At 72.5% G+C, this 12,691-nt stretch carries 9 protein-coding genes; 2 read left to right on the forward strand and 7 right to left on the reverse strand.

The window, feature by feature from the left end; translation table 11 throughout:
- Positions 1–60: 60 nt before the first annotated feature.
- Both AW270_RS12740 and AW270_RS12745 read right to left on the reverse strand, forming a co-directional pair.
- Positions 61–1,617 (reverse strand): MFS transporter, encoded by a 1,557-nt coding sequence (locus tag AW270_RS12740; protein WP_061294249.1) that lies wholly within the window; start codon positions 1,615–1,617, stop codon positions 61–63.
- A gap of 87 nt (positions 1,618–1,704) precedes the next feature.
- On the reverse strand, positions 1,705–4,878 hold the full coding sequence (locus AW270_RS12745; protein ID WP_061294252.1) for an ATP-binding protein: 3,174 nt from the start codon (positions 4,876–4,878) through the stop codon (positions 1,705–1,707).
- Between the two features lie 40 nt (positions 4,879–4,918).
- Between AW270_RS12745 and AW270_RS12750 the strand changes: the two genes are divergently transcribed.
- Positions 4,919–5,431: a DUF402 domain-containing protein gene (locus tag AW270_RS12750; protein WP_061294255.1), complete on the forward strand. Its 513-nt coding sequence runs from the start codon at positions 4,919–4,921 to the stop codon at positions 5,429–5,431.
- On the opposite strand, the gene AW270_RS12755 is transcribed toward AW270_RS12750, so the two are convergent.
- From AW270_RS12755 to AW270_RS12765, 3 genes are read right to left on the reverse strand one after another with little or no spacing between them, the layout of a single operon-like run.
- On the reverse strand, positions 5,432–6,931 hold the full coding sequence (locus AW270_RS12755; RefSeq protein ID WP_061294258.1) for an MFS transporter: 1,500 nt from the start codon (positions 6,929–6,931) through the stop codon (positions 5,432–5,434).
- Positions 6,932–6,973: 42 nt separating this feature from the next.
- Complete coding sequence (locus AW270_RS12760; RefSeq protein WP_082801518.1) at positions 6,974–8,230, reverse strand: RNA polymerase sigma factor; 1,257 nt, start codon at positions 8,228–8,230, stop codon at positions 6,974–6,976.
- Positions 8,227–8,568 carry a YciI family protein gene (locus AW270_RS12765; protein ID WP_061294260.1) on the reverse strand — a complete coding sequence of 114 codons (342 nt, stop codon included), beginning with the start codon at positions 8,566–8,568 and terminating at the stop codon, positions 8,227–8,229. The genes AW270_RS12760 and AW270_RS12765 overlap by 4 nt, the downstream gene beginning before the upstream one ends.
- Between AW270_RS12765 and AW270_RS12770 the strand changes: the two genes are divergently transcribed.
- The gene (locus tag AW270_RS12770) at positions 8,549–10,093 is read left to right on the forward strand and encodes an aldehyde dehydrogenase (NADP(+)) (protein WP_082801519.1); all 1,545 of its coding nucleotides are present in this window, start codon (positions 8,549–8,551) and stop codon (positions 10,091–10,093) included. The two genes, AW270_RS12765 and AW270_RS12770, sit on opposite strands and share 20 nt — an antisense overlap.
- A 42-nt stretch (positions 10,094–10,135) precedes the next feature.
- On the opposite strand, the gene AW270_RS12775 is transcribed toward AW270_RS12770, so the two are convergent.
- Positions 10,136–11,326 (reverse strand): pectate lyase family protein, encoded by a 1,191-nt coding sequence (locus AW270_RS12775; protein ID WP_061294266.1) that lies wholly within the window; start codon positions 11,324–11,326, stop codon positions 10,136–10,138.
- A gap of 71 nt (positions 11,327–11,397) precedes the next feature.
- On the reverse strand, positions 11,398–12,687 hold the full coding sequence (locus tag AW270_RS12780; RefSeq protein WP_061294269.1) for an ABC transporter substrate-binding protein: 1,290 nt from the start codon (positions 12,685–12,687) through the stop codon (positions 11,398–11,400).
- Between the last annotated feature and the right edge of the window lie 4 nt (positions 12,688–12,691).

Consider the following 12,691-nt stretch of genomic DNA (forward strand, 5'->3'; position numbering starts at 1 on the left):
CCCCCGGCCCCCGCCGCATCCGGCGCCGACCGGCCGCGCCCCATCCCGCCGCGACGACGCTCAGTGGGCGGGTTCCTCGACCTTGCCGGTGTCGTCGAGGATGACCTCGGGGATCTCCTTCGGGGTGCCGCGCAGCGCCCAGAGGCAGGCCGCGGCCAGGACGATCATGGAGACGGCGCCGACGGCGAGGGTCGTGTGCATCGAGTCGACGAAGGTGCGCCGCGCGGCTTCGAGGAGCTGCGTTCCGAGCGTGCCGGGGAGCTGGGACGCCACGTGGACGGCCCCGCCCAGCGACGTGCCCGCCACGTCGGCCGCCTCGGCGGGCACGCCCGGCGGCACGACCAGGTTGCCGGTGTAGAGGCCGCCCAGCACGCTGCCCAGGACGGCGATGCCGAGCGCGCCGCCGACCTCGGTGGCCGTCTCGGAGATGGCGGACGCCGCTCCGGCCCGCTCGCGGGGGACCGAGGCGATGATGGTGTCGTTGGTGACGGCGAAGGTGAAGCCCATGCCCATCCCGGCGACGATCATCGGCAGGAGCATGAAGACGTAGGTGGTGTCGACGTCGATCAGGCCGTAGAGGAAGAAGCCGACCGAGGTCAGGAACAGGCCCAGCGTGACGGTCCTGGCCCGGCCCATGGCCATGATCAGGGTGCCGGCCAGGCCGCCGGCGATCGCGGCGCCGACGCCGCCGGGGAGCCCAGCCAGGCCCGAGATCAGCGGCGACCAGCCCCGGACGAGCTGGAAGTACTGGGCGAAGGCCACCGAGATCGACAGGGTGCCGAAGATGACCGCCACGTTGGCGCCGACGGCGCCGGAGAAGGCCCGGAGCCGGAACAGGCGCACGTCGATCAGGGGCTCGGCGAGCCTGGTCTGACGGCGGACGAAGACGACGAGGGTGATCAGGCCGAGCGCGGCGGAGATCCAGACCACCGGTTCGGCGACGCCGTCGTGGGCGGCGATCTTGAAGGCGTACACGAAGGCGACGACGCCGACGATCGACAGGGGGACGCTGACGACGTCGAGGCGGCCGGGATGGGGGTTGCGGGACTCCGGCAGGACGATCGCGCCGCCGACGACCAGGAGGACCGTGATGGGGACGTTGATCAGGAAGACCGAACCCCACCAGAAGTGGTCGAGCAGCGCGCCGCCGACGACCGGGCCGATGGCGAACCCGAGGGCCGAGACGCTGCTCCAGATGCCGACGGCGGTGGTGCGCTCCTTCGGGTCGGTGAAGACGTTCCGGATGATCGACAGGGTGGACGGCATGATGGTCGCCCCCGCGACGCCCAGCAGGGCGCGGGCGGCGATCAGCAACTCGGGGGTGGGGGCGTAGGCGGTCAGGGCCGACGCGGCGCCGAAGGCGACGGTGCCGATCAGCAGGAGCCTCTTGCGGCCGACGCGGTCGCCGATGTTGCCGAACGTGATCAGCAGACCGGCCAGGGCGAAGCCGTAGACGTCCAGGATCCAGAGCAGTTGGGTCGCGGACGGGGTCATGTCCTCGACCAGCTTGGGAGTGGCCAGGTGGAGGACGGTCACGTCAAGGGCGAGCAGCAGCATCGCGAGGCACGAGATGACCAGCGTGCCCCACTTCTTCCCGGCGGGAGTGGTGGAAGTCATGGCCTCAGCCTTGGGCAGGCCGCTGACCTGCGGCTGACCACGCGCTGACGCCGCTGACGGATCGCTGACGGGACTCTGACGGCCCGATCAGGCCGGTGGGGTGAGCTCCAGGACGACGGGGATGAGACGGTCCCTGGGCATGTCCAGGCCTCTCGCGTGGGCGGTGTCGTAGCCCGCCTCGCCCAGGGCGGCGCGGCAGCGGGAGGCCAGCCGGAGGAAGTCCGGTTCGTCGCTGGGCACGCCCTCGCGCAGGGCCGTGCTGATGCCGAGGAGGGCCGCCGCGCCCGCCGGGTCGCCGCGGAGCAGCACGGCGCCGGCCAGGCCCTCGGTCACGCGGGCGGCGTGGAGGCGGTTGCGCTGGACGTACACCGACGAGAGGGCCTGGCGGTGGTGGTGTTCGGCGCGGTCGGGGTCGCCTTCGGCGTAGGCGGTCCAGCCCAGGGTCAGGTTGGCGGCCACCCGGATCTCGTCGAGGCCGAACCAGTCGCCGCTCTGGGCCAGGTCGGTCAGGACCTGTTCGATCAGCTTCCTGGCCTCGGCGAGGGAGCCGTGGAGGCGGGCCAGGTCGGCCAGGCCGGTGCGGGCGCGGCCGACCAGTTCGAGCGCGCCCGCGTGGCGGGCCAGGTCGGCGGCGCGGGTCAGGTCGGCGTGGACGCGCTCGCGCATGGCGGGGGCCGCCGCGCCTGACCGTTCCGACAGGATGAGGGTGTTCTGGGCCCGGCGGCAGAGCAGCTCGGCGATGTCGACGGTGGTGCCCAGGGTCTGGACGAGTTCCAGGGCCTGGTCGATGAGGTCGAGCGCCTCCTCGCGGCGGCAGGTCCACTCGGCGATGTCGGCCAGGCCGGTGAGGCCCATCGCCATGCCCCAGCGGTCGCCGATCTTGGTGAATCCGGCCAGCGACGGCAGGAGGTGCTCCTCGGCCCGCGCGGGCCTGCCCTCGAACAGGGCCAGCAGGCCCCAGCCGAACTGGGACAGGGCGCGGAGCCACGGATCGAGGTCGTAAGTGGCCTGGACGGCGATCAGCTCGTCGGCCAGGGCCGGGTCGGGCGGGCCGATGGCCTGGGACCAGAGCACCCACAGGAGCGGCTGGCGGTTGGGGGCCCGGAACCGGTTCATCCAGGTCGTGACGCGCTCGATCTGCGGGCGCAGCTCGGGGGTGGGGCCGCCGCCCACGATCACGCTCAGCACGCAGAGCGCGTACTCCTCGGACAGCTCCGGCTCGGGGCCGAGGCGGGCCAGCAGTTCGCGGGCGCAGACGTCGGCCTCGCTGCGCAGGCCGCGCAGCCACCAGAACCCGGTCATGCCGGAGAACAGCAGCAGCGCGTCGCCGGTGCCCGCGTGGCGGAAGGCGGCCAGCAGGTTCTCGTGGTCGGCGTCCAGGCGGCGCAGCCAGTCGAGCTGGTCGCCGGTGCGCAGCCACGGGTCGGCGAGGGTGGCGAAGTCGCGGAAGTAGGCCACGTGGGCCTGGCGCAGGCGCTCCTCCTCGCCCGCCTCGGCGAGCTGCTCGGCGCAGAACGCCCGGATGGTGTCGAGCATCCGGTAGTGGGTGCCGGCGACCTCGACGAGCGACTTGTCGGCCAGCCCCGCGAGCAGGTCGAGGACATCGTGGGCGGGCAGGCCGCAGACCTCCTGCGCCGCTTTCAGCGTCGCGCCGCCGCGGAAGACGGTCAGGCGGCGGGCGAGGGTCCGCTCGTCGTCGTCGAGCAGGTCCCAGCTCCAGGCGATCACGGCGCGCAGGGTGCGGTGTCTCGGTTCGGCGGTACGGCTCCCGCGCGCGAGCACGGCGAACGGGTCGGTCGCGTCGGCGATGTCGGTCACCGGGAGCGTGCGGACCCTGGCCGCGGCGAGCTCGATGGCCAGCGGCAGCCCGTCGAGGGCGCGGCAGATCCGGACCACGGCGTCGAGTTCGCCCGGCTGGGCCGACTCCCAGAATCCCGGTCTCACGGCGGCGGCGCGGTCGGCGAACAGGCGTACGGAAGGGTAGGAGAGGGCGTCGGCGGGGTCGGCGCCCGACGGCGGGAGGGCCAGCGGCGGGATCGGGCGCAGGCGTTCGCCGGTGATGCCGAGGGGCTCGCGGCTGGTGGCCAGGATCCGCAGCCCCGGGCAGGCGGCCAGCAGACGGCCGGCGAAGGCGGCGGCGGCCTCGACGAGGTGTTCGCAGTTGTCCAGCACGACGAGCATCCGGCGGTCGCCGATGCCGGCCACGATCCGGTCGAACGGATCGGTGATCGGCTGCCCGCCCTGCTTGAGCAGGCGGCCCTCCCGGAGCCCGAGCGTGCTGAGAACGGCCTGCGGCACCTCGGCGCCGTCGGCCAGCGGGGACAGCTCGACGAAGTAGACGGGGGCGTCGACGTGGGCGCAGGCCTCGGCGGACAGCCGCGTCTTGCCGGTGCCGCCGGGGCCGGTCAGGGTGACCAGGCGGGTGGTGGAGATCAGCTCCCGGACGGCGGCCAGCTCGGCGTCCCGGCCGACCAGGTCGGTGAGCTGGGTGGGCACGCCGACCCGCTCGGGCCGGTCGGGGGCCGGGTCGTGGACCGCGGGGTGGGGCGGCGCAGGGGCGCTCTCCCCGCGCAGCACCGCCAGGTGGGCGGCGGTCAGCTCGGCCGACGGCCGGGCGCCGAGCTCCTCGTCGAGGAGACGGCGGGCCTCCTCGTAGGCGGCCAGCGCCTCCGCCGGGCGGCCGAGGGCGGCCAGGACCCTGATGTGACGGGCCCGCAGGCCCTCGTTGAGGGGATGGCGGTCGATCATCCCGGGCAGTCCGGGGACCGCGCCGTCGCCGGTCAGGAGCGGGGCGACCGGCCCCTGACCGGCCAGGACCTCGTCGGCCATCGCGAGGAAGGTCGTCAGGTGGAGCTCGGTCAGGCGGGCGGCGGCGGGCGCCAGGGTGGCGGGCAGGCCGTCGAGCGCCGGGCCGCGCCACAGCGACAGCGCCTCGGTGAGGCGGCCCGCGGCGGCCAGGCGCTCGAAGCGGTGGGCGTCGACGTCGGCGGGATCGGCGTCGAGGCGGTAGCCCGCCGGGGTGTGGGTGATGTGGCCGCCCAGCGCGGTCCGCAGGCGGCTGACCTGGGCCTGGAGGGCGTTGGCTGCCCCCGCCGGTGGGGCGGCGCCGTAGAGGACGTCGATCAGGCGGCTGGTGGGGACGACCTGGCCGGCGTCGAGGGCGAGGGCGGCCAGGAGGGTGCGTCCGCGGGGGCCGCCGAGCTCGACGGCGGTGCCGTCGTCGCGGCGCACGTCGAGGGGGCCCAGAATGGCGAAACGCATACCTCCGATTCTGTCCCACCTTCGGTTAAGGTCGGATGACGTGACGGACCTGGCGATCGTTTACCGTAAATACGACGGCTCCCTCCACTGGAACTTCCCCGGTGTCCTCCTCGGCGAGGACGAGCACGGCGTCTGGACCGGCCACCGGAAGGGCATCGTGGGCGTCAAGGGTTACGAACCCAAGTTCGTCTACGAGTTCCCGTTCGTGATGCTGTTCCCCCGCGACGCCTGGTGGGCCGCCTCGTTCAACGCCCACCCCCACGAGACGGCCGTCTACGTCGACGTCACCACGGTCCCCGTCGTCTCCGACACCGAGATCACCATGATCGACCTCGATCTCGACGTGATCCGCAAGACCGACGGGCGGATCTTCCTCGACGACGCCGACGAGTTCGAGGAGCACCGCGAGCTCTACGGCTATCCCCAGGAGGTCATCGAGCAGTCGGTCGGGGCCGCGAAATGGCTGATGGACGCGGTGACCGAGCGGCGGGAGCCGTTCGGGCGCGTCCATCAGGGGTGGCTCGACAAACTGGAGGGCCTCGTCGCGAGCTGATCAGGCCGGGATCAGGTCGGACTCCTCGGCGGCTTCTTCCCGGATGACGGGGACGTCCCGGAACGCCACCCACACCAGCAGGGCGAGCGCGGCGAAGACGACGGTCCCGACCGAGGCCACCACGACCAGGCCCGAGGTGAAGGCCGTCCTGGCCGCCTCCATGAGCTGCTCACCGGCCGTGCCGCCGATCCGCCGGGCGGCGGCCGCCGCCTCGGTGATGCCCTGGCGGGCCGTCTCGTCGGCGCCCGTGAACGACGAGCGGTAGACGTAGGTGGCCAGGCTGCCCAGGGTGGCGATGCCCATCGCGATGCCGAACTCGCCGCCGGTCTCCGACAGGGAGGCCGCCGAACCGGCCTTCTCCGGCGGGGTCGCGGCCATGATCAGGTTCATCGTCAGGGCCATCGTGGGGGCGATGCCGATCCCGGCCAGGGTCAGGCCGGCGACCACGGTCGCCACGCTGGTCTGGGTCTGCACGAACATCCCGGCCGCCGCGACGACCAGCCCGGCGGTCATCAGAAGGGCGGGCTGGATCCTGGCCGCCAGGCGCGGGGCGGTCATCAGGCCGGCGGCCATCGCGACGGCCTGCGGGATCATCCACAGCCCGGCCTCCAGCGGCGAGAGCCCGGCCACGCTCTGCAGGTAGAGGCTGGTGACCAGGGTGATCCCGGCCATCACCACGCCCAGTGCCAGCGAGGTGCCCAGGGCGCTGCTGAACGAGCGGTTCCGGAAGAGGTTCAGGTCGAGCAGCGGGCTGGTGAGGCGGCCCTGACGGCGGACGAAACCGAACCCGGCGAGGAGCCCCGCGGCGATCGCCGCGACGGCGACCAGGCCGGCGGCGCCGCGGGCGATCTCCTTCAGGCCGTAGATGACCGGCAGGATCGCGGCCAGCGACAGGGCGACGCTGGTCAGGTCGAGGCGGCCCGCCTGGGCGTCGCGGTACTCGGGCAGCAGCACCGGGCCGACGACCAGCAGCACGACCATGACCGGCACACCGAGCAGGAAGGCCGAACCCCACCAGAAGTGGTCGAGCAGGGCGCCGCCGACCAGCGGGCCGAGGGTCATGCCGCCCATGAAGCAGGAGAACCAGAGGCCGATCGCCCCGGCCATCTCCTTCGGGTCGCGGAACATGTTCCTGATCAGCGCCAGCGTCGACGGCATCAGCGTCGCCCCGGCCACGCCGAGCAGCGCGCGGGCGGCGATCAGCATCCCGGGGCTGGTCGCGTAGGCGGCCGCCACCGAGCAGACCCCGAAGGCCGCCGCGCCGATCAGCAGGAGCCTGCGGCGGCCGATCCGGTCGCCCAGGGTGCCCATGGTGACCAGGAACCCGGCCAGCATGAACGAGTAGATGTCCAGGATCCACAGCTGCTCGGTGCCGGTGACCCCGAGGTCGCGGCTGAGGTGGGGGAGGGCCAGGTAGAGCACGCTGACGTCCAGGGACAGCAGCAGGGTGGGCAGGGCCAGGACCGTCAGTCCCAGCCATTCGCGGCGCGTTGCCTTCATCGGGAGGTCTCCTTCGTTCGTCTGACCTTCCGACGAGCGGCCTCAGGGCGAATCGACAACTTCGGCGAGACGACTTTCGAGGAATTTCCGCTCCGCCTCGTTGTCGGCCAGCGCGATGGCGGCGCGGTAGGCACCGGCGGCCTCCTCGTGGCGCTTCAGGCGGCGCAGCAGGTCGGCCCGGACCGCCGGGAGGTAGTGGTATCCGGCCAGCCGTTCGTCGGTGGCCAGCAGGTCGACCTCCTCCAGCGCCGCCGCCGGGCCGTCGACCATGGCGACCGCCACCGCGCGGTTGAGGGCCACGACGGGGGAGGGCCAGATCTTCAGCAGGAGGCCGTACAGCGCGACGATCTGTCTCCAGTCGGTCGTGGCGGGGCTGTCGGCGACGGCGTGCAGCGAGGCGATGGCCGCCTGGAGGGCGTAGCGCCCGGCCCGGCCGGTCCGGAACGCGGCCACGGCCAGGTCGCGGCCCTCGGCGATGGCCCGGCGGTCCCAGAGCGAGCGGTCCTGGTCTTCGAGGACCACCAGCCGCCCCCGCGCGTCCGTGCGGGAGGCGCGGCGGGCGTCGGTGAGGAGCAGCAGCGCCAGCAGCCCGCGCACCTCCGGCTCGTCGGGCATGAGGGCCAGCAGCATGCGGGTCAGCGCGACCGCGCGGTCGACCAGGTCGGTGCGGACCAGGCCGGCGCCCGACGGGGCGGTGTGGCCGGTGGTGTAGAGCAGGTGGATGACCGACAGCACCGCGTCGAGGCGTTCGGGCAGGTCGGCGGCTACCGGCACCCGGTAGGGGATCCGGGCGGCGGTGATCTTCTTCTTGGCCCGGGTGATGCGGGCGGCCATGGTCGGCTCGGACACCAGGAAGGCGCGCGCGATGTCGGGTGTGGTCACGCCGCAGACCAGGCGCAGGGTCAGCGCCACCTGCGCCTCGCGGGCGAGCGCCGGGTGGCAGCAGGTGAAGACCAGCCGGAGCCGGTCGTCGGGGATCTCGTCGGGGATGTCGTCGGGGTCGGTCAGGTTCACGTCGGCACCGCCGGGGTCCGGTTCGACGAGCAGGGGCATCTTGGCGCGGAAGACCTTGTCCCTGCGCAGCAGGTCCAGCGCCTTGCGCCGGGCCGTCTGGGTCAGCCAGGCGCCCGGTTTGCGGGGTACGCCGTCGCGGGCCCAGGCGTCCAGGGCGGCGATGTAGGCGTCCTGGACGCACTCCTCGGCGAGGTCGAAGTCGCCGGTGACGCGCGCCGTCGCGGCGAGCACGAAGGCCCACTCGTGACGGTGCGCGTCGGCGACGGCCCGCTCGGTCTCGTTCATCCAGCGGGCGGGGTGAACAGCGGCCGGACCTCGACCCCGCCGTCGATCGTGGCCGGGTTGAGCTTGGCGATGGCGAGGGCGACGTCCAGGTCGGGGGCCTCCAGGACGAAGAACCCGGCGACGACCTCCTTGGCCTCGGTGAACGGGCCGTCGGTGACGACGTCGCCGCGGATCGAGGTGGCGGTGGTGCTGGGCTCCAGGGCGAAGCCGGTGACGATGGTCCCGCCGAGCTCGGCGACCTTCGCGCCGTAACCTTCGAGGAGGGCGAGGTAGTCGGGCGTCAGGTCCATCGGGTCGGCCGGGGCGGGCGAGTGGATGATGACGGCGTACTGGGGCATTTTCCTGCTCCTCGGTTCGGTTGTCGGTGCTTCCGTCTACCCGACGACCAGGGTCCAGCGGAATCGACAACCGGCCGGGAAGATCTATCTAAAAATGTCATATATTACCAAATGGGAGGTCTCGATGATCAATGAAGCTGCCCGCGCCGGAGAGGTCTGGCGCACCCGCCCCGCCGCCGAACGCGCCGAGGTGCTCGACCGCGTCGCCGACGCGCTGCTGATGGCCGAAGAGGAGTTGTGGCCGGTCGCGCGCGAGGAGACGGCACTGCCGGAGGCCCGGCTGCGTGGTGAGATCACCCGTTCGGCGGTCCAGTTCCGGCTGTTCGCCGACGTGCTGCGCGACGGCGGCCACGTCGAGGCGGTCATCGACCACGCCGACGCGTCGGCGGCCCCGCCCAAGCCCGACGTGCGGCGGATGTTCCAGCCGGTGCCGGGCGTGGTCGGGGTGTTCGCGGCCTCCAACTTCCCGTTCGCGTTCTCGGTCGCGGGCGGCGACGTGGCCTCCGCCCTGGCCGCCGGGTGCGCGGTCGTGGTGAAGGCCCACCCGGGACACCCGGTCCTGTCGCGGCGGGTGGCCGAGGTGATCAAGGCCGCGCTGCCCGACCCCGACCTCCTGGGCCTGGTCGAGGGGCTGGAGGCGGGGCGTGAGCTGGTTCAGCATCCGCTCGTCTCCGCCGTGGGGTTCACCGGGTCGCTGCGCGGCGGCAAGGCGATCCAGGCGCTCATCGACGAGCGGCCCGACCCGATCCCGTTCTACGGCGAGCTCGGCAGCGTCAACCCGGTCGTCGTGCTGCCCTCGGCGCTGGCCGACCCGGCGCGGCTCGCCGAGGGGTTCGCCGCCTCCCTCACGCTGGGGGTCGGGCAGTTCTGCACCAATCCCGGGCTGCTGTTCGTGCCCGACGACGCCGAACTGCTCAAGGCCATCACGGCCGCGGTGGCCGCCACGACCGGCGGGGCGATGCTGACGCCCGCGATCCGGGAGGGCTTCGAGACCGGCGCCGCCTCGCTCGACGGGAAGCTGACCGAGCTGGCCCGGGGGCTGGCCGGGCCGATCGAGGGGGCCGTCGCGCCGCGCGTCTACACCGCCGACCTGACCACGTTCTCGATGGGGCTGCCGGAGCTGGCCGAGGAGTGCTTCGGGCCGTCGGCGATCGTGGTGACCTACCAGGAGATCTCCGATCTGCCCGAGGTGCTCCGCAACCTGCCCGGGTCGCTGACCGCGACCGTCCACTCGGCCGACCCGGTCGAGGCGGCGCCGCTGGTGCCCGAGCTGGCGCGGCTGGCCGGGCGCGTGATCTGGAACGGCTGGCCGACCGGCGTCGCGGTGACGTGGGCGATGCACCACGGCGGGCCGTGGCCGGCCAGCACCACCCCGATGCACACGTCGGTGGGCGCGACCGCGATCCGCCGCTGGCAGACCCCGGTCGCCTACCAGGACCTGCCCGACCAGCTGCTCCCGGCCGAGCTGCGGGAGGACAACCCGCTGGGCGTCCCGCGCCGGGTCGACGGGGTCTTCTCCCAGTGAGGAGAGCGACGGCGGCTCCGGGACGCGGAGCCGCCGGTCTCCTCAGCCGATCTCGCCCGCCCCGGCGTGCCGGGACACCTTCTCGTGGACGTCGGCCGCCGGGTCGACCCCCGAGTGGAGGGTGGGGGTCCAGCCCGCGTCGGTGCCGAAGTCGGGGTCGTTGACCGCGTTGTAGGCGGCGATCGGGTCGAAGGGCGTGACCTTGCCGCCCACCCGGAGCAGGTCGCCCCGGGCGGTCAGGGCGGTGCCGCCCCAGTTGTAGAGGATCTTCGCCGGGTCGATGCCCCGGCCCAGGCGGTAGAGGTTGTTCTCGCTGTAGATCTGCGACTGCACGCCGACCCCCAGGGCGTAGACGAAGGCCGCGGGGTCGTACACCTCGTAGTAGTTGTTGTAGACGTGCACCTGGCCGAAGCGCACCCTCGGCAGCCGCTGGAGGGTGTTCTCGAAGTGGTTGTGGTGCACGGTCACCCGGAGCTTGCCCAGGTCCTGGGACGGGTTGTTGGTCGAGCCGATCAGCATCGTCTTGTCGTGGCCGGTGAAGCGGTTCCACGACGCGGTCACGTAGTCGCTGCCGTTGGTGATGTCGAGCTGGCCGTCGTGCACCTGCCAGGGGCGGCCGAAGTAGACCGGCTGCGCGCTGTCGGGGTTGCCGCCGTCGGTGAAGGTGTTGTGGTCGGCCCACACGTGGGTCGAGCCGGTCACCGAGATGTTGTCGTAGAGGGAGTTCCAGTTCCCGGTCGCGCCGTCGAGCGGGTCCCACTGCGGGAAGCAGTCGTGGGCGTCCTCGAAGGTGATGTTGCGGATGATGACGTTGTCGGCCTTGTCGACGTGCAGGTTGACGCCCTTCAGCCGGGCGGTCTTCCCGACGCCGACGATCGTGGTGTTCGAGCCGACCTTGAGCTTGATCCGGGCGGTCTGCCGCGCGGCCGACGCCGCGCGGGCGTCCTCCTGCGGGCCCGCGGGGTCGACGCGGCCCCACGTGGCGGGGTCGTAGGCGGTCAGGTAGGCGTCGAGGGAGTAGCCGCCGGTCACGTACGCCGAGCAGGGCAGGTTGCCGTCGATGGAGCCCGTGACCTTGATGATCTTCGGGCCGGGGGCCTGGAGCGCCGTCACGAGCTGGTCGCGGGTCGCGACCGTGTGCACCGTGCCGCCGGCCCCTCCGGTGGTGCCGGTGCCGTGGGAGGCCCAGCCGTCGGCCGACAGCAGGGTCGCCACCAGGGCGAGAGCGAGCATGCGTGTCTCCTCAGGAGAGCCCGTACGGCTCCCGCCAGGTCAGGGGGCGGGAGACGTACGGGAGTTCGGGGTCAGCCGCCGTTGCGCTGCTTGTACTTGGCCTGCGCCTCGGTCAGCGCGGCCGCCATGCCGTCGAGGAAGTCCTTGGCCGGGAGCTCCCCGAGGAGGACCTTCTGGAAGTTCGGCTCGGCGTCGGTCTTGGTGATGGCGTTGAACTCGGGCAGGTGGTAGGGCATCTGGACCACGGCGGTGGCCGGGTCGTTCAGCACGTCCAGGGCGGCCGAGACGTGCTGCCGTTCCTTGATCCACGGTTCGGAGTTCACCTCGGTGTTGGCCGGCAGCACGCCGGTCTTGTCGGCCCAGTAGCTGTTCATCGCCTTGCTCGCGGCGAACTTCGCGAACGCCAGCGCCGCGTCCTTCTTCTCGCCGCTCGCGAACAGGCCGATCCCGGCGATCGGGTTCGACAGCACCGCGCGCGGCGCGCCGTCGGCCGGGCGGAAGACGGGCAGCGCGGCCACCTTGCCGGCGCCGAGCGTCTTGACGTGGTCGTTGTAGGACCCGAGGTTGTGCTGCATGACCGCGATCGAGCCGCCGTCGAACTGGGCGACCATCTTGGCGTAGTCGTTGGTGGCGTCGGCCTCGGGCGTGGCCGTCTTGAACAGCCCGGCCAGCCTCTCCAGGGCCTTGACGTTGAGCGGGTCGTTCACCGTCGAGACTCCGGCGCCGGTGAACATCTCCTTGATGCCCGACTGGCCGTAGACGACCTCCAGAGCCTGGGCGATCGAGCCCGCGCCGCCGCGGATGGTGAAGCCGTAGCGGTTCTGCCCCTTGTCGGTGAGCGCGGCGACCGCGTCGAAGAACTGGTCCCAGGTCTCCGGCGGGGTGACGCCCTTCTCCTTGAACCAGTCGGTCCGATACCAGAAGACGCCCATGTTGGTGGACATCGGGACCATGTACGTCTTCCCGTCGGGCACCACCGACGTGACCGAGTTCACCACCTGCTCGTTCAGGGGAAGGCCCGTCAGGTCGACCGGGTCGAGCGCCTTCTGGGCGACGAGGTTGGCGAGCATCGCCGTCGACACGCCGCCCACGTCGGGCAGGCCGCCGCCGGCGATGGCGGTGTCGTACTTCTGCTGGACCTGGGCGATGGGGATGCCCACGTACTGGACCTTGATCTTCGGGTTGGCCTTCTGGAACTCGGCGATGATGTGCTGCCACACCGGCGTGCGGGCGGGGCCGCCGTTGTCGTCCCAGAAGGTGATGGTGGTCGTGCCGTCGGCGGCGGGGGCGGACTCGCCGCCGCATCCGGTCAGGGTCAGACCGGCGCCTATCAACAGGGCACACAGCAGGCGTCTGGCCATCGTG

Source organism: Herbidospora cretacea (assembly GCF_001570605.1).
Taxonomy (GTDB): domain Bacteria; phylum Actinomycetota; class Actinomycetes; order Streptosporangiales; family Streptosporangiaceae; genus Herbidospora; species Herbidospora cretacea.

Coding starts and splice junctions, on each gene's coding strand:
- AW270_RS12740 (WP_061294249.1), bottom strand. CDS start 1,617: ATGACTTCCACCACTCCCGCCGGGAAGAAGTGGGGCACGCTGGTCATC.
- AW270_RS12745 (WP_061294252.1), bottom strand. CDS start 4,878: ATGCGTTTCGCCATTCTGGGCCCCCTCGACGTGCGCCGCGACGACGGC.
- AW270_RS12755 (WP_061294258.1), bottom strand. CDS start 6,931: ATGAAGGCAACGCGCCGCGAATGGCTGGGACTGACGGTCCTGGCCCTG.
- AW270_RS12760 (WP_082801518.1), bottom strand. CDS start 8,230: ATGAACGAGACCGAGCGGGCCGTCGCCGACGCGCACCGTCACGAGTGG.
- AW270_RS12770 (WP_082801519.1), top strand. CDS start 8,549: ATGACGGCGTACTGGGGCATTTTCCTGCTCCTCGGTTCGGTTGTCGGT.
- AW270_RS12765 (WP_061294260.1), bottom strand. CDS start 8,568: ATGCCCCAGTACGCCGTCATCATCCACTCGCCCGCCCCGGCCGACCCG.
- AW270_RS12775 (WP_061294266.1), bottom strand. CDS start 11,326: ATGCTCGCTCTCGCCCTGGTGGCGACCCTGCTGTCGGCCGACGGCTGG.
- AW270_RS12780 (WP_061294269.1), bottom strand. CDS start 12,687: ATGGCCAGACGCCTGCTGTGTGCCCTGTTGATAGGCGCCGGTCTGACC.